The sequence below is a fragment of the Mesonia sp. HuA40 genome, from assembly GCF_008017835.1.
Lineage (GTDB): Bacteria > Bacteroidota > Bacteroidia > Flavobacteriales > Flavobacteriaceae > Mesonia.
Window position 1 is genome coordinate 180,717 of record NZ_VRLT01000056.1, and the last position, 21,630, is coordinate 202,346.

The 21,630-nt window shown below is 40.4% G+C and carries 16 protein-coding genes; 8 read left to right on the forward strand and 8 right to left on the reverse strand.

Annotated features, from left to right (window positions below):
- Nucleotides 1–130: 130 nt before the first annotated feature.
- On the reverse strand, nucleotides 131–2,056 hold the full coding sequence (locus FT993_RS09620) for a nucleoside-diphosphate sugar epimerase/dehydratase (protein WP_147862327.1): 1,926 nt from the start codon (nucleotides 2,054–2,056) through the stop codon (nucleotides 131–133).
- 247 nt (nucleotides 2,057–2,303) lie between these two features.
- On the opposite strand from FT993_RS09620, the gene FT993_RS09625 reads away from it, so the two are divergent.
- Nucleotides 2,304–3,071 carry a polysaccharide biosynthesis/export family protein gene (locus FT993_RS09625; protein ID WP_147862328.1) on the forward strand — a complete coding sequence of 256 codons (768 nt, stop codon included), beginning with the start codon at nucleotides 2,304–2,306 and terminating at the stop codon, nucleotides 3,069–3,071.
- Between the two features lies 1 nt (nucleotide 3,072).
- Nucleotides 3,073–5,460 (forward strand): tyrosine-protein kinase, encoded by a 2,388-nt coding sequence (locus tag FT993_RS09630; protein ID WP_147862329.1) that lies wholly within the window; start codon nucleotides 3,073–3,075, stop codon nucleotides 5,458–5,460.
- Between the two features lie 360 nt (nucleotides 5,461–5,820).
- Here the strand turns inward: FT993_RS09630 and groL are convergent, their stop codons facing one another.
- From groL to miaB, 7 genes are all read right to left on the reverse strand, one after another.
- Nucleotides 5,821–7,461: a chaperonin GroEL gene (gene groL / locus FT993_RS09635; RefSeq protein WP_147862330.1), complete on the reverse strand. Its 1,641-nt coding sequence runs from the start codon at nucleotides 7,459–7,461 to the stop codon at nucleotides 5,821–5,823.
- Between the two features lie 50 nt (nucleotides 7,462–7,511).
- On the reverse strand, nucleotides 7,512–7,787 hold the full coding sequence (gene groES / locus FT993_RS09640) for a co-chaperone GroES (protein ID WP_147862331.1): 276 nt from the start codon (nucleotides 7,785–7,787) through the stop codon (nucleotides 7,512–7,514).
- Between the two features lie 136 nt (nucleotides 7,788–7,923).
- Nucleotides 7,924–8,277 carry a preprotein translocase subunit SecG gene (secG, locus tag FT993_RS09645; RefSeq protein ID WP_147862332.1) on the reverse strand — a complete coding sequence of 118 codons (354 nt, stop codon included), beginning with the start codon at nucleotides 8,275–8,277 and terminating at the stop codon, nucleotides 7,924–7,926.
- Between the two features lie 2 nt (nucleotides 8,278–8,279).
- The gene (locus FT993_RS09650; RefSeq protein WP_147862333.1) at nucleotides 8,280–9,131 is read right to left on the reverse strand and encodes a hypothetical protein; all 852 of its coding nucleotides are present in this window, start codon (nucleotides 9,129–9,131) and stop codon (nucleotides 8,280–8,282) included.
- Nucleotides 9,132–9,137: 6 nt separating this feature from the next.
- Nucleotides 9,138–9,644, reverse strand: a complete 507-nt coding sequence (locus tag FT993_RS09655; RefSeq protein ID WP_147862354.1) for an LptE family protein — start codon at nucleotides 9,642–9,644, stop codon at nucleotides 9,138–9,140.
- 2 nt (nucleotides 9,645–9,646) lie between these two features.
- The gene (locus FT993_RS09660; RefSeq protein WP_147862334.1) at nucleotides 9,647–10,921 is read right to left on the reverse strand and encodes a sigma-54-dependent Fis family transcriptional regulator; all 1,275 of its coding nucleotides are present in this window, start codon (nucleotides 10,919–10,921) and stop codon (nucleotides 9,647–9,649) included.
- A gap of 95 nt (nucleotides 10,922–11,016) precedes the next feature.
- Nucleotides 11,017–12,462, reverse strand: a complete 1,446-nt coding sequence (gene miaB / locus FT993_RS09665) for a tRNA (N6-isopentenyl adenosine(37)-C2)-methylthiotransferase MiaB (RefSeq protein ID WP_147862335.1) — start codon at nucleotides 12,460–12,462, stop codon at nucleotides 11,017–11,019.
- Nucleotides 12,463–12,724: 262 nt separating this feature from the next.
- On the opposite strand from miaB, the gene topA reads away from it, so the two are divergent.
- From topA to gldN, 6 genes are all read left to right on the forward strand, one after another.
- Complete coding sequence (gene topA / locus FT993_RS09670; RefSeq protein ID WP_147862336.1) at nucleotides 12,725–15,298, forward strand: type I DNA topoisomerase; 2,574 nt, start codon at nucleotides 12,725–12,727, stop codon at nucleotides 15,296–15,298.
- Nucleotides 15,299–15,313: 15 nt separating this feature from the next.
- A complete protein-coding gene (locus FT993_RS09675; protein ID WP_147862337.1) occupies nucleotides 15,314–16,474 on the forward strand; it encodes a formimidoylglutamase in 1,161 nt (386 codons plus the stop codon).
- 111 nt (nucleotides 16,475–16,585) lie between these two features.
- The gene (gldK, locus tag FT993_RS09680) at nucleotides 16,586–17,965 is read left to right on the forward strand and encodes a gliding motility lipoprotein GldK (RefSeq protein WP_147862338.1); all 1,380 of its coding nucleotides are present in this window, start codon (nucleotides 16,586–16,588) and stop codon (nucleotides 17,963–17,965) included.
- Nucleotides 17,966–18,026: 61 nt separating this feature from the next.
- Entirely contained in the window at nucleotides 18,027–18,674 is a 648-nt protein-coding gene (gene gldL / locus FT993_RS09685) for a gliding motility protein GldL (protein ID WP_147862339.1), read from the forward strand.
- A gap of 37 nt (nucleotides 18,675–18,711) precedes the next feature.
- A complete protein-coding gene (gldM, locus tag FT993_RS09690; protein ID WP_147862340.1) occupies nucleotides 18,712–20,268 on the forward strand; it encodes a gliding motility protein GldM in 1,557 nt (518 codons plus the stop codon).
- A gap of 19 nt (nucleotides 20,269–20,287) precedes the next feature.
- Entirely contained in the window at nucleotides 20,288–21,187 is a 900-nt protein-coding gene (gene gldN, locus FT993_RS09695) for a gliding motility protein GldN (protein ID WP_147862341.1), read from the forward strand.
- The last annotated feature ends 443 nt before the right edge of the window (nucleotides 21,188–21,630 follow it).

Consider the following 21,630-nt stretch of genomic DNA (forward strand, 5'->3'; position numbering starts at 1 on the left):
AGCACTTTTTTATAAACAAAAAGCTAAGTTCTAAGCGCTGGGCTAATACATACTTAAATCAAGGATGATAGCATAAGCCAAGGCATAGGTTTAAAACTCTAGGCATGCTTAAATAGAATAAAAAATACTTTTAACTGGCTTGTTGTTTTTTGTTTAACTGCTCTTCTTGTTGATGGCATTCATATTCGGGTACCAAACTTTTAAGCGTTGCAAATGCATGGTGAATATCATTGGAAATAATATGCTGACTAAATTTTTGTAGCATTACTCCACTGGTTTTGTTAAAATAATTGGTGTCTTCGGCAATGAGTATTTTCTCGTGGTGGGTAGGTAGTGTAGTTTCTTTATCAGCAAGCAATTCTTCGTAGAGTTTTTCTCCTGGTCTTAATCCGGTATAGGTGATGGCGATATCTTCATTGGGTACCAATCCGCTTAAGCGAATCATTTGTTTGGCTAAATTGATAATTTTAATGGGTTGTCCCATATCAAATACATAGATCTCTCCGCCATTACCCATAGCTCCAGCTTCCAATACCAATTGACATGCCTCATCAATCGTCATGAAATAACGGGTGATTTCAGGATGGGTTACCGTTACGGGACCACCAGCGGCTATTTGTTTTTTAAAGTGTGGTATTACCGAACCGTTTGAACCTAATACATTACCAAATCGGGTAATAATAAAGGTAGTTTGTTTTTGTTTTTTGGCTTGCGCCTGAATATAAATTTCGGCCGATCGTTTTGAAGCACCCATAATGTTGGTTGGGTTGACCGCCTTGTCTGTACTTACAAATACAAAACGCTCTACATGGTATTCTAGAGCTAAATCGGCTAGATTACAAGTGCCACAGAAATTTACCGAGAGCGCCTCTATAGGATTGTTTTCCATCATGGGTACGTGCTTATAGGCTGCCCCATGAAAAACCACTTGAGGTTTGTATTGCGAAAAAACTTCGGCTAATCGGGTTTTGTTGCGCACATTGGCAATCACCTGACTAAAACTGAGGTGTGGGTGATTGTTTTTAAGTTCTAAAGAAATTTCATGCAAAGGTGTCTCAGCTTGATCTAACAGAACAATGTGTCCTGGGTTAAACGGAATAAGCTGTCGCACAATTTCACTGCCAATAGAACCTGCTGCACCTGTTACCAAAATCGTTTTTCCTGTATAGCGATCTTTGAGTTTCGGGTTGTTGATTTTAATAGGATTGCGCTGTAGTAAATCTTCTATTTTAACTTCCTTTAGGTTTTTGAAATCTACCCGGTCTTCTAAATTCTGAGGCGGTGCTATTTTGTATATGGTCAATTGCAATTCAAGCAATTCATCTACCAAATGCGGACGATGCAGTTGCAGTTTTTTTAGCTTCTCTTCGGTAATAATTAAAGCTGAAGCTTCGTTTGAAATCTGCTTCAATTCAGCTAGACTGTAAATAGGAAGATTATGAATACGATTGACCAAGGCGCCTTTTCCCGAATGAATGAATCCCGCAATACGAAAATGCTCAGAGTGGTCTGATAGTAAACCTTCGGTGGTGGTTAAGGTTTTTAAATCGGTGCCGTATATAAAGGCTTTGGTACTATTCTTTTTGCTGGGATATATACTTTTATATACTTGCTTTACCAATACGCGAAAGAAAAACAATAGAGAAAAACTGATGAACCCGTAAACAATTACTCCTGCATCTAAAATGAGTTTTTGAGCGTCAAAATAATAATAAATACGGTTAATTACCAAAATGGTAAATACGGCTAATGCGGTTACTTTTAACTGGGTGATAACATCGCGAAAGCTAGAAAAACGAACTAAACCAAAATAGGACTTTAGCAAGATAAAGCTTAGTATTTGTACCCCTAGCATAACCGCTAATTCCCAAGATAAAACAAATCGAGCTTGGGTGCTGCCTTGAACGCTATTGATTAGAAAAAACGAGCACTCTAAAGCGATGAAAGCCAATAGGCTGTCAATAAATAAAATGTACCGCCTGGGTACATAATTTTGCACTAGAGGTTTTAACAGCCGTAGCAGCTTGATTTTTATTTTGGGTAAAAGTGTTCTCATATAAAGAGGGCGTTGCTAAGGAAAAGCACTTTTTGTTTCTTGTGTATGGCTAAAATTTGTCTGTTCTTCAAAAAAAAACAAGCTAACCCGCTCGTTTTCTTAGGTTAATCGAATTGATTTATGGGACAAAAATAGGTTTTATCTTGATGAAAATACAAGAATTACTAAAAGTTTTTATAAATTGAGCCTTTGTAAATAATAGGTGCACTTAATTTTATAGTAGCAAAACTTAATTATCTTTGCACGCATGAAGAAATTACTACTACTCTTTGTTGGGATTATCTGCTTGAACGCTTGTACCAGTAAAAAGGACATTTTGTATATGCAGAATATAGACCAGCATACACCTGCGCAAACCTTGGATTTATATACCGAAAAATACATCCAAGTAAACGATATTTTAAAGATCGATGTAACCGCTTTAAATGAAGAAAGTTTAACCCCTTTTAAGTTTAAGAAAACCCAAGCTATGGGCGCGACCAATTTAAACGGTCCGGCCATATTGCTAGAGGGTTATTTGGTGAATAAAAATGGAGCTATTGATTATCCTGGTTTAGGGAACATTCAAGCAGCTGGTCTTACCACCCAAGAACTCAAAGAGGTGATTGAGTTGCGTTTGCAAAAATTTGTACGGGATGCACAGGTTAAAGTGCGCTTAGTGAATTTTAAGTTTACCGTTTTAGGAGAGGTTAAAGCTCCAGGAACTTACAGCATCACCGATGAGAACATCAGTATTCCTCAGGCATTGGGTATGGCAGGCGATTTAACCATTCAAGCAGATCGCAACCAAGTTTTATTGGTACGCGAAATTAATGGCGAGCGCGTGCATCAACGCATCGACTTAACTCAAACCGATTGGATGAACTCGCCTTATTACTTTTTAAAACAAAACGATATTCTTTATGTTACCCCAAATACAGCCAAAGTAAAATCGGCTGGTATAGTAGGTAATTTAGGAACCCTGCTTTCTGTGTTTTCAATTCTTTTAAGTTCAGCGGTATTAATATTTAGATAAAATGAAAGAACCTCAAGCTTTTCAAGAAAATCAAGCCACAGATCCCAACCTGGAAAACGGTGAAGATATCAAGGCTATTATTTTTCAGTATTTACGGTACTGGCCTTGGTTCCTAGCCAGCGTGTTAGTCTTTGTGATTGGGGCTTTCATTTATTTGCGGTATTCGACTAGTATTTACCAAACTACGGCCAAGGTTAAAGTACTCGATGAAAACGATGATGGTGGGCTCGACCTTTCGGGACTTTCGGGTTCGCGTACCTTGTTTAATATGACCAAGGTAAATCTCGAAAACGAAATGCAAATTTTTAAATCGAGACGTATTTTAGAGCAGGTCGTTAAAAGTCTTGATTTCAATACAACCTACCAATCTAAAGGTACCATTAAATCTTTTCTTGTTTTTGGTCCAGATGCACCTTTTCATGTTAACTGGATTCCAGATAGTACGCAGCAGGAGGTAGGAAACTCGCCAAGCATACAATTGGCTAGCCTTGGGAATAATGAGTTTAAGCTGATTTCAGAATCTATTGGTGAACAAATGGGGCGTTTTGGTGATACCCTCCAGTACGGCGATTTTACTTTGTTAATCACCGATAAACGCGTAGGAGAAGATCCTAAACCTATTGCCAATATGTCTTTTTGGCACACAGCCATGAACCATAAAGTAAAAAACCTAGCCCAGCAAATCAGTTTAGAGCCAGTAGGCGATAAAAGTCACGTATTGCAATTGGGCATCAAAGGCGCTAATCAAGAATTGAATAAAGCCATATTAGATAGGCTAATTCAAGTATTCAATCAAGATGGTATAGAAGACAAGCGTTTGGTTTCAAAACGTACTCAGGATTTTGTTGAACGGCGTTTGGTGTTTTTAGAAGGAGAATTAGATACAGTTGAGTCGGGTCTGGTAAATTTCAAACGCGATAATAATGTGGTAACCGTAGAGTCTAGTGCCGAGCAATTATTTGGTAAAGAAGCTGGGGCCGAACAAAAACGTTACGAGATGGAAACCCAGTTGCTGGTAGCGCGTGATTTCCAAGAAACACTACAAAATCAGTCGGCTTTTGATTTGTTGCCTGCCAATATTGGGATAGATAATGAAAATGTAAATGCGCTTACCCAGCAGTTCAACAGTTTGGTGACCGAGCGTCAACGCTATTTGGTTTCAGGAACCGAAGAGAACCCTATGGTGGTTAACCTAAACCAACAAATCAATCAGTTGCGTGGCAATTTAAACGGAAGTGTAAATGCTTATATCCGCTCGCTTGAAACCGCTTTACGCAGTATTAGGCAACGCGAAAGTGTTTCGGCGGGCCAGTTAGGGAGTATTCCTGAGAAAGAGAAACAAATCAGAGACATCACCCGTCAGCGTGAAATTAAGGAAAGACTTTACTTATTTTTATTACAGCGTAGAGAAGAAGCAGCCCTGAGTTATGCTATTACTTCGCCCGTAATTAAGGTGGTAGATTGGGCATATACACAACCCCAACCGGTAGCGCCTAAAAAGCAAATTATTTTGTTGGGGGCCTTGGTGTTAGGTCTATTATTACCTTTTGGTATTTTGTACGTTTTGTTTCTACTCGATACCAAAATTCACCACAAAAATCAGGTGAAACGCTTGCTGCCACAAATACCTATTGTTGGTGAAGTACCCACTTTGTTAAAAACCTCCGATCGACTCATTCAAAAGAATGATCACAGTGTGTTGGCCGAAGCTTTTAGGATTTTAAGAACCAATTTAAACTTCTTTGTAGAGCGAGACCAGAAAGGCGGTAAAGTGGTATTTACCACCTCGACCACTAAAGGAGAAGGAAAGACTTTTGTGGCGATTAATTTAGCTATTTCAATAGCTTCTACGGGTAAAAAGGTGTTGTTGTTGGGTTGTGATTTACGAAATCCGCAGTTGCATTCCTATATCAATCTGAAGAAGAATCTTCCCGGTACAACCGATTATTTATACCGTAAAGACATCAGCTTAGCAGAATTGGTACAGAAAAATGCATTTGAGCATGCCAATTTAGACCTGGTGCTGTCTGGAGAGATTCCACCAAACCCGGCTGAACTCCTGCTTAACGGGCGTTTTGAAAGTCTGTTAGACGAAGCCAGACAAAATTATGACTATATTGTGGTAGACACCGCACCAACCATTTTGGTTACCGATACTTTATTGATAGCCGAACACGCCGATGCTACCTTATATATGATCCGTGCCAATTATACCGATAGTAAATTGACCCAGCATATAGAAGATTTACAACGGAACGAAAAAATTAAGAATATGGGACTGGTGCTTAACGATGTAAAAGCCGATGGAGCCTATGGCTATAATTACGGCTACGGTTATGGCTACCATGCCGAGGAAGTGACCAAAAAGAAAAAGTGGGGCTTGTTTTAATTGCATTAATCCTACGAAATATATATTAAATTCCCCTGCCTGCCAAGGGGAATTTTTTTCACCTATGCTGCCGAGCCTGCATTTACCTCTAATTAAAGTTCAACTGATTTAGCTAATTAATAAAAGAAGAGTTAATAGGTTTACCGGGCCAAATCAACCTTAAAGAAATGTATGCCATAACCGATTGTCTCTGATTTATCTTGGGAGTTTGGTGGTCTTAAGTATAAATTTGTCCGATATTCGTTGCCCATAGACTAAACTTAAAAACAGTATCTCAATTGGTGTAAAAAGTCAAGGCATAAAAAAAACAGCCCGTCGAAAGACGAGCTGTTTTGAGTATTATAAGATATGATAATTGGTTTACATCATACCGGGCATTCCTCCGCCCATACCTTGTGGCATTCCGCCTCCAGCGTTATCCTCTTCTGGGATATCGATTAAAGCGCACTCGGTAGTTAAGATCATACCGCTTACAGAAGCTGCATTCTCTAAAGCAATACGAGTAACTTTTTTAGGGTCAATAATACCAGCCTCTAGCATATCTACATACTCTTCGGTTTTGGCATCATATCCAAAGTTATCCTTACCTTCAAGCACTTTGTTAATCACTACAGAACCTTCTCCTCCTGCGTTTTCTACGATGGTTCTAAGCGGTGCTTCAATAGCACGGTTTACAATTTGTACTCCCGTAGTTTCATCTAAGCTAATGGTTTCTAGGTTAGCCAATACGGTTTTAGCGCGTACTAAGGCCACTCCACCTCCAGCAACAATTCCTTCTTCTACGGCTGCACGAGTAGCATGTAAAGCATCGTCTACACGGTCTTTCTTTTCTTTCATTTCAACTTCAGAGGCTGCACCTACATAAAGTACGGCTACACCACCAGCAAGCTTAGCAAGACGCTCTTGTAACTTCTCACGATCGTAGTCTGAGGTAGTAGTTTCTATCTGAGATTTAATTTGGTTTATGCGGTTTTTGATCATTTCATCATCACCGGCACCATTTACTACCGTTGTGTTGTCTTTGTCGATGCTCACTTTCTCTGCTGTACCCAATTGATCGATACTTGCATTCTCAAGAGTGAATCCGCGCTCTTCAGAGATTACAGTTCCTCCAGTTAAAATTGCGATATCCTCTAGCATCGCTTTTCTACGGTCTCCAAAACCTGGTGCTTTAACTGCAGCAATTTTTAAAGAACCTCTCAATTTGTTTACTACCAAAGTAGCCAAAGCTTCACCGTCTACATCTTCAGCAATGATTAATAGAGGCTTACCAGTTTGTGCTACTGGCTCTAGTACAGGCATTAAATCTTTCATAGTAGATATTTTTTTATCTACAATCAAGATATAAGGGTTTTCTAAGTCGGTAGTCATTTTTTCGCTATTGGTCACAAAGTAAGGCGACAAGTATCCGCGATCAAATTGCATTCCTTCTACTACGTCTACGTAAGTATCGGTACCTTTAGCTTCTTCAACGGTAATAACTCCTTCTTTTCCTACTTTTGCAAAAGCCTGAGCGATTAATTCACCAATTACTTCGTCGTTATTGGCAGAGATAGAAGCCACTTGTTTGATTTGCTCAGAAGAGCTTCCTACTTCTTTTGTTTGTTCAGCTAGGTCTTTGGTAATGGCTTCAACGGCCTTATCTATACCGCGTTTTAAATCCATCGGATTTGCCCCTGCAGCTACGTTTTTTAAACCTTCTTTTACAATTGCCTGCGCCAATACGGTTGCCGTTGTGGTACCGTCACCGGCTAAATCATTGGTTTTAGAAGCAACTTCTTTCACCATCTGAGCGCCCATATTTTCAAGCGCATTTTCCAATTCGATTTCTTTAGCTACAGAAACACCATCTTTGGTTACTACAGGAGCACCAAAAGATTTTGAAATAATAACGTTTCTTCCTTTTGGACCTAAAGTTACTTTTACTGCATTGGCCAATGCATCTACACCGCGCTTAATACCATCGCGTGCTTCAATATCAAATTTTATATCTTTTGCCATAATTCTTTTTTTTTAATTGTTTCAATACAAGTTTTAAAGAGGTGAACAGATTAGAGTATTCCTAAAATTTCATTCTCACGCATAATTAAATAATCCTTACCGTCAAGCTTTAATTCGGTTCCAGAAAACTTTCCGTAAAGAACCATATCGCCTTCTGCCACGGTCATATCATGTTCTTTGGTTCCCTTTCCTACAGCGATTACTTTTCCTTGCTGTGGTTTCTCTTTTGCAGAGTCAGGAATGTAAATACCAGAAGCGGTTTTCGTTTCGGCAGCTACGGGCTCTATCACCACGCGATCTGCTAAGGGTTTAAATGTTAATGCCATATGTATTTATTTTAATGTTATTAATTTCTGTTCAGCACTATTCCCAAAAGTATGCCAGTCTAATTAGGGCAAAAAAAAATGCCATCTTGTCATTTTTAAGTGACAGATGGCATTGGTAAACTTTATAAACTGAGGCTTAGTTCTGCTCGCCTGTAGTGTTTTCTGTAGCTGGTGTAGTCGGGTTAGGAACAGGAGCTTCAATTGGAGTAGCTTCTTGATCGCCGCCTATGATTCTAGACTCTTCGGCACTTCCTGTACCCGTAATGGTTACGTTAGAAAGTAAGATAAGCACCAATAAAACCGTAGCTAATGTCCACGTACTCTTATCTAAAAAGTCGGTAGTTTTTTTAACACCACCCATTTGCTGGCCACCACCGCCTCCAAAAGAAGAAGAAAGTCCGCCTCCTTTAGGGTTTTGTACCATAATAACAACTACCAATAAAAAGGCTACGATAACGATTAAAACTAAAAATATTCCAAATGTGCTCATATCTAATGTTTTTCTTGTAATTTTTCGATTGCTCGAATCTGGTCTGCAAATAAACTACTTTTTTCGGGATTTTTCAAAATTAATATTTTAAAAGCTTGAATTGCTTTAGAATAATTTTTTTGTTCCAGGTAAACTCGTGCCAAAGTTTCAGTCATTAAGTCCGTATTTAAAGGGCTAGTCTGCAGGCCTTCGGGTTTTCCTACCGGTTCTTTAGACGGAATTATTTTTGGGTTACTCGCAATAAATTTATCGATCAATTCAAATTTCTTAGGAGGTACAGTCGATGATTCGCTGGTACTTGATTCTTCTGGTTGTGCAGTAGCTCTATCAATAGGTTGAGCTTGAGTGAGTTTCAACCACTCGCTAAAGCTATGGGTCTCTTGGCGGTCAAAACTCAGCGGGCGTCCGCTTTCCAAAACATCTTCTGCAGGCGGGGTTTGGTTTTGATCTGCAGCAGTGGAGTGCTGCAGCTGGCTTGTTTCAGGCTTTTCTGCCTTCTCGGGTTGAAATAAATCGGGATCAAATACCCTGCTGGCTTCTTCGGGGGCTAGCGATAAATCTGATTCCAGTTCTTCGCTTAAGCGGATTTTGATCTGCCGTGCCTTTTCCAATTGCTTAAAAACCGGAGAGGTGATATAGTCGAACAAAACACCGCGGTCTTCGGTATAAGCTGCTGTGACTTTTAAAGCATGATTATAGCTAAAACTATTTTCCTTTTTAAGAGCCTTTAAATATAAAGCACGTGCAGCTTGAAAATAAGGGTATTCTTCCAATAACTCGGCATATTGACTAGAAGCAAGACTATCGGTAGTCTCCTTTTCTAATGCTGCATTAAATGTTGCCTTATCTATCATATTTGATTACCAATTGGTTAAAGAGGCATTAAATACATCTTGAGTAAGCCTTAAAAAGATTTCATCGAGTGCGGTATCTAAGGTGCTTCCTACCAATTGTTGATTGGCAGGATAGTCCCAATAGAAAGAGAATTGCTTTTCAAAATCTTTCTCGGGGTCTAAGTTATTATAAAACCGAACATTTACCGCAATGGTCAGTCGGTTTTCGGCCGCGGTATTGCTACTGGTAGCCGTCATCGGCGCAATATAATATTGTGTGATTTCTCCTTCATACACCAAATCTCCTCCGGTATTGGTTAAACTCAAGCTGGTTTGGTTTTGAATACGATCTTGTAGCGCATTGGTAAAACTTCGTTCTATTCCAGGCTCTACCAAACTGGCAGTGTTTTGGAATAAATTCACCTGAAAGCTTTCGGCATCTCCGGTATCGGCGCCCGTAAAACTATAAATGCCACAGGCTTGCAAAGTCAACAGACTTGCACCTACCAAACAAAGCTTTAAAAATTTCTGCATCATTACAATTGGTATTGTTTTATTTTGCGGTACAAAGTGCGTTCGCTAATGCCTAATTCTTCAGCCGCAGCTTTGCGCTTACCGTCATGACGTTCAAGCGACTTTCTAATCAGTTCGATTTCTTTTTCTTGCAAAGACAGGGTTTCCTCTTCTTCGATCTCTTCGGCAAAATCATAAGGATCGGGAGCTGTATTTACCTCTTCTGTCGGAGTTTTATTGCTTTCATTTCCCAATTGCAATATCTCCATCTGCTCATCAAACTCTTCTTCGTAAGCTTCTTGCTCTTTGCTTTGACCGTATATTTTTTTGATGAGTCCTTCGTGCTCATCTTTTAAATCGGCGCTATTACCACTTTGCATGAGTTCTAAGGTAAGCTTTTTTAAGTCGTTTAAATCGCTCTTCATATCAAACAAGATTTTATATAAAATCTCTCGTTCGTTACTAAAGTCGCTTTCGCTTTTTTTGTTTTCTACCACAGCAGGTAGGTTGCTTCCTGCTTGAGGTAAATATTCTGCCAGGGTCTGCGCATCAATGCTTCGGTTTTGTTCTAATACCGATATTTGCTCGGCCACATTGCGCAACTGACGTATATTTCCGCTCCAGCGATAATTGACTAAAGTTTTTACAGCAGCCTCATCTAAGCGTATGCTGGGCATTTTATATTTTAAAGCAAAATCGGAAGCGAATTTTCTAAACAATAAATGAATATCGCCTTTTCTTTCCCTCAAAGGGGGAAGGTGAATCTCAATGGTGCTCAAACGATAATACAGGTCTTCCCGAAACTTTTCTTTTTTAATGGCTTCAAACATATTCACATTGGTCGCTGCTACAATGCGTACATTGGTTTTTTGCACCTTAGAAGAACCCACTTTAATGAACTCACCATTTTCGAGCACGCGCAATAAGCGTACCTGTGTGGTCAAAGGCAATTCGCCTACTTCGTCTAAAAAGATGGTCCCGCCGTCGGCTTCTTCAAAATAACCGCTACGGGTTTGGGTTGCCCCTGTAAAGGCACCCTTCTCGTGACCAAATAGCTCACTGTCTATAGTTCCTTCGGGTATGGCCCCGCAGTTTACGGCGATATACTTACCATGTTTACGATGAGAAAGCGAGTGTATGATTTTTGGAATACTCTCTTTACCTACACCGCTTTCACCGGTTACCAATACCGAAATATCGGTAGGTGCTACCTGCATAGCCTTTTCTATGGCTCGGTTGAGCCCGGCATCGTTGCCGATTATTTCAAAACGCTGTTTGGTTGCTTGTAATGATTCCATTTTTTTAAGGTATTAAATCGGTGGTAAAAACCGCCAATAAGATAGGCCTTTGAGGCAAAATTGAATAAGGTACTCGGCAGGCGAGTACCCGATTTTTAATTGTTGTCAGAATATCCAACTGGGGTTCCTAATAAGGTGGCACTGGTACAATCTTCAATCTTTACCTTTACAAAGTCGCCTACTTTATAATGTTCTTTAGGAAAAACCACCATAGTGTTTTGGGTGTTTCTACCACTCCAATGTAAGTCAGATTTTTTAGACTCCTTTTCGATAAGCACTTCTTCTATCTTACCCAAATGTTGCTGGGTACGGTACAACGAATGTTCGCGTTGCAACTCGATGATTTCTTGAAGTCTTCGTTTTTTTACTGGCTCGGGTACATCATCTTCCATCTTTCTACCTGCCATCGTTCCTGGGCGCTCGGAGTAAGCAAACATAAAACCAAAATCGTATTTCACATATTCCATCAGCGAAAGCGTATCTTGATGATCTTCTTCGGTTTCGGTTGGGAATCCCGCAATCATATCCTGAGAAATCGCACAATCGGGTATGATTTTTCTAATATTATCAATCAAAGTAAAATACTCTTCGCGTGTATGCAAACGATTCATCTTTTTCAAAATACGATCGCTACCGCTTTGTACGGGCAGGTGAATGTACTTACAGATATTTTGGTGCTTAGCCATGGTCTCAATAACATCTAAAGTCATATCCTGCGGATTAGAGGTAGAAAAGCGGATACGCATCTTAGGCTGAGCCTTTGCTACCTGATCTAATAATCCGGCAAAATTCACTGCTGTAGCCTTTTGCATTTCACTGGCTTTGTCAAAATCTTTTTTAAGGCCACCACCATACCACAAATAGCTATCTACATTCTGGCCTAATAAAGTAATTTCTTTAAAACCGCGTGCCGCTAGGTCGTTTACCTCTTCGAGTATACTTTGAGGGTCACGGCTACGTTCTCTACCACGGGTAAAAGGCACCACACAGAAGGTACACATATTATCACAACCGCGGGTAATCGATACAAAGGCAGAAACCCCATTGCTTTGCAAGCGCACCGGTGAAACATCGGCATAGGTTTCTTCTTTGCTTAAAATTACATTTACGGCATTGCGGCCGGCCTCCACTTCTTCAATGAGGTTGGGTAGGTCTTTATAGGCATCTGGACCTACCACCAGGTCTACTATTTTTTCTTCTTCTAAGAATTTGCTCTTTAAGCGCTCGGCCATACAACCTAAAACCCCTACTTTCATACTGGGATTATGACGTTTTACCGCGTTGTATTTTTCAAGACGTTTGCGCACGGTTTGCTCTGCTTTCTCTCGAATCGAGCAGGTGTTCACCAATACCAAATCGGCATCTTCTAATTTATCGGTGGTGTTAAAACCTTCTTTGGCTAAGATGGAAGCTACAATCTCACTATCGCTAAAATTCATCTGGCAACCGTAACTTTCAATAAAAAGTTTTCGGCTGTTATCTTTGTTGGGCTCCATAACCAAGGCGCTGCCTTGCTGGGTTTCGTCGATCACCTTCTCCATATTCTATGCTATTAATCAAATTTGAACGCCAAAGATACAATGAAAACCATACTCTGACAAACTGACAGCAATAAATAAAATACAATTCCACCAACATCCAGTGGAATTCAAGTAAGCGCTTTTATTTCTTTTTGAGGCCGAAAAGCTTTGTGATAAGGCGTATGAGACTGGTTTCTATTTCGCTTGAAGCGGACTAAAAATCGGTAAAGAAAAAAGAAATCAAAAATTTCTCCTACTTTTGCAAATACAAATAAACAAAAGCATGGCGAAAAATTTAGTAATAGTAGAGTCACCAGCAAAGGCCAAAACCATAGAAAAGTTTTTGGGTAAAGACTATAAAGTAGCTTCTAGTTTCGGGCATATTGCCGATTTGCCTACCAAAGAATTGGGGGTAGATGTAGAAAAAGACTTCAAGCCCAAATATGTGGTTAACAAAGATAAGAAAGATGTGGTGCGCAACTTGAAAAAACTAGCCGAGGCTTCAGAAACCGTCTGGCTCGCAAGTGATGAAGACCGCGAAGGAGAGGCTATTGCTTGGCATTTGGCAGAGGAATTGGATTTAAAGCCGAGTAAGACCAAGCGTATTGTTTTTCACGAAATTACTAAAAATGCCATTCTCAAAGCTATAGAGAACCCTAGAGAAATCGATTACAACCTGGTGAATGCCCAACAAGCAAGAAGGGTGCTCGATCGTTTAGTGGGCTATGAACTCTCGCCTGTATTGTGGCGCAAGGTAAAGGGAGGGCTTTCGGCCGGACGTGTGCAATCGGTTTCGGTGCGTTTGATTGTAGAGCGCGAACGCGAAATCATCGATTTCGAAACCAAAGCTAGTTACCGTATCGATGCGGAATTCGCAACGCTAGAAGGCAAAAGCTTTAAAGCCAAAATCCCGAAAAACTTTGACACCAAAGAAGAGGCTGAGGCCTTCTTAAAACAAAATATCGGCGCCGAGTATGTGGTAGCCGATCTCACTAAAAAGCCTGCCAAGAAAAGACCAGCACCGCCATTTACCACTTCTACTTTGCAGCAGGAAGCTGCACGTAAATTGTATTTTTCGGTGAGTAAAACCATGAATATGGCGCAGCGCTTATACGAAGCCGGACATATTACTTATATGAGAACCGATAGCGTAAACCTTTCTGATGAGGCTAAAAAAGGGGCTGCAAAAGAGATTCAAAGCGCCTACGGTAAAGAATATTTAGAACCGCGTAATTATAAAGGTAAAGCTAAAGGTGCTCAAGAGGCGCACGAGGCGATAAGACCTACGCATTTTGAAAACCATAGCGTACCAGCAGAAAGAGACCAACAACGTTTATACGAACTCATTTGGAAACGTGCCATTGCCTCGCAAATGAGCGATGCTAAATTGGAGCGTACTGTGGTGAAAATTGATGCCGATAAGCACGATAAGCAATTCACGGCTAACGGAGAGATCTTGAAATTTGACGGATTCTTAAAAGTTTATTTAGAGGGAACCGATGATGAAGAAGAAGAGCAAGCAGGTCTTTTACCAGCGATGAAGGTGAACGATAAACTCGAAAATAACTACATCAGCGCAACCGAAAGATTTACCCGCCCACCCGCCCGCTATACCGAGGCTTCCTTGGTTAAAAAGCTAGAAGAATTGGGTATTGGTAGACCTTCAACTTATGCGCCCACCATATCGACTATTCAAAACCGAAAGTATATTGAGAAAGGAAGTATAGAGGGGAAAGAACGTGCCTATGCCAAGCTGGTGCTGAAACAAGACAAGTACAGCGAAAAAAGCCTAACCGAAATGGTAGGATCAGATAAAGGTAAGCTTATCCCTACCGATGTGGGTATGGTGGTAAACGACTTTTTGGTGCAGCACTTTAGCAATATTTTAGATTACAATTTCACTGCTAAAGTAGAGCAAGATTTTGATGATATTGCCGAGGGGAATCAGAAGTGGACGGAGATGATGCAGGCTTTTTATCAGGAGTTTCATCCTACCGTTAAAGATGTAGCCGAAAATGCCGAACGTGAAGTAGGAGAGCGCATACTTGGTAAAGACCCAAAAACGGGCAAACCTGTAAGTGCTCGATTAGGAAGATTCGGACCCATGGTGCAAATCGGTTCGGTTGAAGATGAGGAGAAACCGCAATTTGCAAGCCTAGGACCCGATCAGACTTTAAACAGTATTACCTTTGAAGAGGCTATGGCTTTGTTTGAGTTGCCTAAGAAATTGGGTGAATACCAAGACGAAGCGGTTGAGGTGAATAACGGTCGCTACGGTCCGTATGTGCGTTATGGGAAAAAGTTTGTCTCTCTTGATAAAGGCGAAGATCCGTTAGATGTTACGTTTGAACGGGCGATGGAATTGATCAAGGCTAAAGAAAAAGCCGATGCGCCTATTTATACTTATGAGGGTAAAGACGTACAAAAAGGAGTAGGTCGTTTTGGTCCGTATATCAAATGGAACAACATTTTTATCAATGTAAATAAAAAATACGATTTCGATAACCTGAGTGAATCCGATATTATCGAGCTAATCGAAGACAAAAAGAAAAAAGAACGCGATAAGTTGATTCACCACTGGGAAGAAGAAGGAATAAAGGTAGAGAAAGCCAGATGGGGTCGTTTTAAGCTAAGTCAAGGAAAGACCAAGGTAGAATTACCTAAAACCACCGATGCCGAAAACCTTACTTTAGAAGAAGTGAAGGCGATGCTTGAGAAGGCAGGTGGAAAGAAAAAGACTACAAAAAAGAAGGCTTCAGCTAAAAAGAAAACCACGGCCAAGAAAAAAACAACGGCCAAAAAGAAAACCACGGCCAAGAAAAAAACGACGACTAAGAAGACGAGTAAAAAATCTTAAGCCGATTAATAATTTATGAATACATCATTTTTTACTCCCTTGCCCGAAGCTTTTTTTGAAACCTTAGAATTGGGCGAGGGGAGTATAGGCTTGCAAATACAGGCCTATCGGGAGGCTGGAGCTTTTCCCGATTTAGAAAATGTGCAAGTGGCTATTTTGGGTGTAAAAGATTCGCGCACTACCCAAGCGCAAAACCCAGATTTTGAAAACTGGGAAGCCATCCGTAAAGCTTTCTACCATATGCACCGCGGCAATTGGCCGCTACAACTAGCCGATTTGGGTAATATTCGAGCCGGTGCCACACCCCAGGATACCTATTTTGCCTTGCGCGAATGTTTAGCGTATTGCCTTGAGCAAGACACCATTCTTTTGATATTAGGCGGTAGCCAAGATTTGGCCTATGCCCAATACCGGGCTTATGACAACCACGGGCAAATGGTACATTATGTGAATGTAGATGCGAAATTCGACTTGGGTGATACCGCCGCCCCTATTGGGCCCTATTCCTATGTAGGAAAAATGGTGGTTGAAGAGCCTTTTAACTTGTATCATTATTCTAATATAGGTTACCAAACCTTTTACAATGCACAAGAGGAGATCAACTTGCTAGAGAAACTTTATTTTGACGCCTATCGCTTAGGAGAGGTCTGTAAGCAAATCGAGCGAGTAGAGCCGGTATATAGAAACGCAAGTATGGCTAGTATCGATGTGCACGCCATAGAGCCGGCTCATTTGGCGGCGCCCAATATGGCGGCCAATGGCTTTAACGGTAGGGAGATTTGTGCCATTGCCCGCTACGCCGGTTTGGGAGATCAAGTTTCGAGTATGGGGCTTTACCATTTAGACGATTTGCCCAATTGCCAAGCAGCCAATACCCTTGTAGCCCAAATTATGTGGTATTTTATCGAGGGGGTGGTGTACCGAAAAGATGAAAATTCACCCAGCGCTATAAAAGATTTTATCAAGTACCAAGTTCCGGTAGATACCGATATTTTAACGTTTTATAAGAGTCAGCTTACCGGTAGATGGTGGCTTGAAGTACCAATTGCAAAAAAAATTAACAATAAATTGAAAAATATGACGTTATTGCCATGTACTTATGAAGACTATGAGAGCGCTTGCAACCAAAAATTACCAGCCATTTGGTGGAAGGCAAGAATAAAAAACGAGTTGTAGTCAACAATTTGTCACCAATTTTAACTTTTTTTTAAATAAAAAATTGTTTTTTTGGAAATTATTAAATAGGTTTACGCCCTTAAAATTAGATTATCTTAACCTGATATAGTTATGAAGAAAGTTTTTTCAGTTCTTGCTTTAGTTTCATTTTTAGCCAGCTGTGGCGGAGGAGACAAAGGTCAATTAGTTGGAGTAAAAGGAAAGCAGTGGCATGCAGAGAAGCCCTACGGAATGACACTGGTACCCGGTGGTTCATTCATTATGGGTAAATCTGACGATGATGTGGCTGGCTTGAATAATGCCCCAACCAAAACGGTTACCGTTCGATCCTTTTATATGGACGAAACCGAAATTACGAACTCAGAATACCGTGAATTTGTGCATTGGGTGAGAGATTCAATCATCAGACAGCGACTTGCCGAGGAGGCAGAGCTAGCCGGTGGCGGTGGCGGTGGCCAAGGTGGTAAAAACGCTAGTATAGGCGATTTTGCCTTTAAAGGTTCGGCAAATGCCAACAATAATAAAGGAGGTCAAGCACAAGAGACGCCTTACCAGCAGTATTCAAAACACTATGACCCCAATAACCAGCGTTTAAACTGGGATGTAGATATCATTTGGAAAACCGATGAGTATCCAGACGAATCTTACGTTTATGTAATGGATGAACTGTACTTGCCGCAAGACCAGTCGTATAACGGCGAGCGTCTAATGGATGTAACCAAATTCAAATACAGTTATAAAACTATGGATATGGATGCTGCGGCCCGTTCTCGTGGCAACCGTTCCAACTTCATTCAAACCGAAGAGGTTGAGGTGTATCCTGATACCACAGTATGGATCCGTGACTTTAGCTACTCGTATAACGAGCCTATGCATAACGATTATTTCTGGCACGCGGCTTATGATGAGTATCCAGTAGTGGGTGTTTCTTGGAAACAAGCCAAAGCATTTTGTGACTGGAGAACTTTAAAGCATAATGCTTTCCGTAAAGAAAAAGGTTTGCATAACGTGAATACGTATAGATTGCCAATTGAATCGGAGTGGGAATATGCTGCTCGAGGCGGAATTGAATCGGCTACTTACCCTTGGGGTGGGCCGTATGCAAAAGACGATCGCGGATGCTTCTTGGCAAACTTCAAGCCTTTGCGTGGAGATTATGCAGCAGACCAAGCTTTGTATACCGTAGAGGCCAAGTCATTTGAGCCTAACGATTTTAACTTATACAATATGGCCGGTAACGTGGCCGAGTGGGTAAATTCATCTTACTCAGATGATTCATACGACTACTACTCGTCGATGAACCCGAACGTAAACGATAAAAACAACAAGCGTAAAGTGGTACGCGGAGGTTCTTGGAAAGATGTAGCCTATTTCCTACAAGTAAGCTCGAGAGATTACGAGTATGCAGATTCGGCAAGAAGTTATATCGGTTTCAGAACAGTACAAGATTATTTAGGTAATGATTTAGACTTGAATCAGCCACCGAGATAAGAACAACAAACAACAAACTCAATTTTAATTAAACTTAACTTAAACAACTAAAATTTAAATTATGGCAAAGTCAAAAAAAGGAAAGAAAATCATGAATATGGTTTATGGTCTAGGAGCAGCGGTAGTAATCTTAGGAGCACTATTTAAAATTATGCACTGGCCTTTTGGAAACGAGATGTTAATCCTTGGTCTTGTAGTAGAGGCATTAGTATTCGCTATTTCAGCTTTCGAACCAGTAGATGATGAATTAGATTGGTCTTTGGTTTACCCAGAATTGGCAGGAGGTGCTTCTTCAGGTTCTAACCGAAATACCTTAGTAGAAGATCCTAAAGATGCACAAGGAGCACTTTCTAAGAAATTAGACGATATGTTGAAAGAAGCTAAGATAGATGGAGCTTTAATGGCAAGCCTAGGAGAAAGCATTAAAAACTTTGAAGGTGCAGCTAAAAATATGGCTCCAACAGTAGACGCTATTGCTTCGCAAAAGAAATATAGCGAAGAAATGACCTTAGCGGCATCTCAAATGGAATCTTTAAACAACCTTTATAAAGTACAATTAGAATCTACTAGCAAGCAAGCCGAAGTAAACCAAGCGGTAGCAGATAACGCGGTTAAGTTAAAGTCTGAAATGGAAAGCTTAACTAGCAACCTGTCAAACTTAAACAATGTTTACGGAGGTATGTTAACGGCAATGCGTCCTAACGCCTAAGTCTAAATTGAATTATTAATATTTACAAAATTTAACTATGGCAGGAGGAAAACAAACCCCAAGGCAGAAGATGATTAACTTGATGTATTTGGTTTTCATCGCAATGATGGCCCTAAATATGTCAAAAGAAGTATTGTCTGCTTTTGGTTCAATCAATGAAAGCTTTAATGAGGCCAATACAGCGGCTACCGCTCGTAATGCCAACTTTATGGCCGGTCTAGCCGAAAAAGCTTCAGAACAACCTAAACAATACAAGCCTTTACAAGAAAAAGCGGCTAAAATTAGCGCGGCTTCATCAGACTTGTATAATTTCATCGGTGAGTTAAAAGCTGGTGCATTAGAAGGAGTAAAAGATCCTAAAGATTACGAAACTATGGACAAGACAGCTTATTTCGATGAGTTGTTCTGGAAAGGTGGAAAACTACAACCTAAAGGGGAGGAGTTGATGAATAAAATCATCGCTTATCGCCAAACGGTTATAGGAGAATTAGGAGAAGGTTATGACGATATCAAAAAAGATGTTGCCGATAAATTCTCAACCGGTGGTGACGATAATAAAGTGGCTACACGTGACGGAATTAAGAAGCACTGGGTAAACTATCACTATGTTGGTTTCCCATTAATCGCATCGGTAACTAAATTAACTAAGATTCAAGCGGATATTAAAACTACAGAAAGCCAAGTATTATCGGCTAGGTTGCAAGGTCAAATGACTTCGCAGTTATCGATGAGTAATTACAAGGCAATTGTGGTACCCGAGAAAACAGCATTCTTCAGTGGAGAGAGCTTTAAAGGTAAAGTGGTATTGGGTCGTTTTGATAACTCACTTACTTTTGATAAAGTAGTAATCAACAACAAAGAATTAGAAAACCAAACCGGTCAGGTAGAATTAGAATTCCCAGCCGGAAACGTTGGGCAGCAAGAAATCAAAGGAGAGTTGCAGTTTAAAGAAGGAGATTCGATTGTAAGCATTCCTGTAGAGAGCGCTTATACCGTAATTCCTGAGCCTAACTCAGCTGTGATTTCAGCCGATAAGATGAACGTGGTTTACCGTGGTGTTAAAAACCCAATGACTATCTCTATTCCTGGTGTACCACAGGTAAATGCTCAAGCACCTGGATTATCGCCAGCAAGCGGAGCAGGAGCGTATGTGATGGATGTAACCAACGTAAAAGCAAGAGAGGTTAAAATTAACGTATCTGGAACTTTACCAGGAGGTAAATCAGTTTCATCTAGCAAGGTTTTCCGTATCAAAGAAATCCCACGTCCGTTAGGAGTAATCGGAGCTAAAGATGGTGGTAATGGTGCTATTCGTATGAGTAAGCGTGCCGTTGAAGTATCACCAGTTGCAGCCAAATTACCAGACTTCGATTTCGATTTGAATTTAAATGTATCTGGATTTAAATTCCAGGTAATGGGTAAACCAGTAGTACAAGTTAATGGTAACCGTTTAAACGCCGCTGCAAAAGCAGCCTTGAACTCGGCAAAAAGAGGTGCGGTAGTTCAGATTTTTGATATCCAGGCTAAAGTAGCCGGTAACTCGAAGTATCAATTACAACGAGTAAACCCATTAATTATAGAACTACAAGATTAATATTAAATTAAAAACGTTTATGAAGAAGAGTTGTTTATTTATGTTAGCTGCACTAGGATTTAGCTTTGCGAGTTTTGCGCAGCTGAATATCCTAAATGCAGAATCACCAGAAGAGATCGGGAAGAAAAGTCAGGCTCAAGTGCAGAATGATGCCAACCAGGAACCTTTAGACTACGGTTATGTAGACGATAGAGATATCTTGTGGGCAAAAACAACTTGGGAATACATAGATTTGAATCAGCGAGTGAACTTCCCTTTGCTTTACCCTTTAGATAAGACAAGCCAAGGAAGAAAATCTTTATTTGAGGTGATTATCGACGCGGTGAGAACCGACCAGGTAACCATGTATATGGATTCATACTTTCGTCAGAAATATCCGATGGATCAGTTGGAGACCAACTTGTCTGTAAAGGTATTGAATGATGCGGGTATCGCAGCCCAAAATGCAGGAGAGCCTCTAGAAGAGTGGCATTACTCAATGGCCGAAATCAAGCCAGCTGATGTTCACGCTTATAAGATTAGAGGGTACTGGTACTTCGATAAAAGACAAGGCGAGTTAAAATACCGCTTGTTAGCCATCGCACCAGTAGTAGTCTCCGCTCAAAACAAATTGCAACAGCAGGAGAATCCAGATTTAGAGGTAGTACCCGTAGAATTATTCTGGGTATACTATCCCGAAATCAGAAAGCAGTTGCATAGCAATTATGTATTCAATGCTAAAAACACAGCGCACCCGCTTACCTTTGATCATTTGTTAAACTCAAGACGTTTCGACGCCATGGTTTACAGAGAAGATAACGTTTATGGTGATCGTGAAGTAGATGAGTACATTGCAGACAATACCTTGATGCAGTTGCTAGAATCAAATCGTATCAAAGAATCTATACGTAACTTTGAATCGGATATGTGGAATTACTAATCCGTTTCTAAAATAAAAAAAAGCATCCGCCAAAGCGGATGCTTTTTTTTTTGATGGCTACTTAAGTTTTTAAAATGTTTTGAAACCAGGCTTTGGCACTGCGGGTGCGAATTTATGGCGAAAGCCATAAAAGCGTGTATCGTGATCCCGAATACTCGGGACTCCCGAAAGGTCGCATTAAATAGTATTTTAAAACCTACCTTGTCAAACTGAGTGCGGGTTTTTGGCGATAGACAAACACCCTTGTATCGAGGTGTAGTCGAAAAGTAGCGAGTTTATTTTCTTTTTCAAAACCTACATCACAACAACACATCAATAATACTATGTTCTAATTTTCATTTTCTTTACGGTGTATTCCTCTCGCTTCGCTCGTCGGATACAGGAGAAAACGAAACAAAAGAAAGTACACTTTTTCTGAGGTATTTTTCAGACAAGCTGCATAA

Excerpts from the sequence above, each read along its gene's own strand:
- FT993_RS09620 (WP_147862327.1), bottom strand. The coding sequence starts at position 2,056 with ATGAGAACACTTTTACCCAAAATAAAAATCAAGCTGCTACGGCTGTTA.
- FT993_RS09625 (WP_147862328.1), top strand. The coding sequence starts at position 2,304 with ATGAAGAAATTACTACTACTCTTTGTTGGGATTATCTGCTTGAACGCT.
- FT993_RS09630 (WP_147862329.1), top strand. The coding sequence starts at position 3,073 with ATGAAAGAACCTCAAGCTTTTCAAGAAAATCAAGCCACAGATCCCAAC.
- groL (WP_147862330.1), bottom strand. The coding sequence starts at position 7,461 with ATGGCAAAAGATATAAAATTTGATATTGAAGCACGCGATGGTATTAAG.
- groES (WP_147862331.1), bottom strand. The coding sequence starts at position 7,787 with ATGGCATTAACATTTAAACCCTTAGCAGATCGCGTGGTGATAGAGCCC.
- secG (WP_147862332.1), bottom strand. The coding sequence starts at position 8,277 with ATGAGCACATTTGGAATATTTTTAGTTTTAATCGTTATCGTAGCCTTT.
- FT993_RS09650 (WP_147862333.1), bottom strand. The coding sequence starts at position 9,131 with ATGATAGATAAGGCAACATTTAATGCAGCATTAGAAAAGGAGACTACC.
- FT993_RS09655 (WP_147862354.1), bottom strand. The coding sequence starts at position 9,644 with ATGCAGAAATTTTTAAAGCTTTGTTTGGTAGGTGCAAGTCTGTTGACT.
- FT993_RS09660 (WP_147862334.1), bottom strand. The coding sequence starts at position 10,921 with ATGGAATCATTACAAGCAACCAAACAGCGTTTTGAAATAATCGGCAAC.
- miaB (WP_147862335.1), bottom strand. The coding sequence starts at position 12,462 with ATGGAGAAGGTGATCGACGAAACCCAGCAAGGCAGCGCCTTGGTTATG.
- topA (WP_147862336.1), top strand. The coding sequence starts at position 12,725 with ATGGCGAAAAATTTAGTAATAGTAGAGTCACCAGCAAAGGCCAAAACC.
- FT993_RS09675 (WP_147862337.1), top strand. The coding sequence starts at position 15,314 with ATGAATACATCATTTTTTACTCCCTTGCCCGAAGCTTTTTTTGAAACC.
- gldK (WP_147862338.1), top strand. The coding sequence starts at position 16,586 with ATGAAGAAAGTTTTTTCAGTTCTTGCTTTAGTTTCATTTTTAGCCAGC.
- gldL (WP_147862339.1), top strand. The coding sequence starts at position 18,027 with ATGGCAAAGTCAAAAAAAGGAAAGAAAATCATGAATATGGTTTATGGT.
- gldM (WP_147862340.1), top strand. The coding sequence starts at position 18,712 with ATGGCAGGAGGAAAACAAACCCCAAGGCAGAAGATGATTAACTTGATG.
- gldN (WP_147862341.1), top strand. The coding sequence starts at position 20,288 with ATGAAGAAGAGTTGTTTATTTATGTTAGCTGCACTAGGATTTAGCTTT.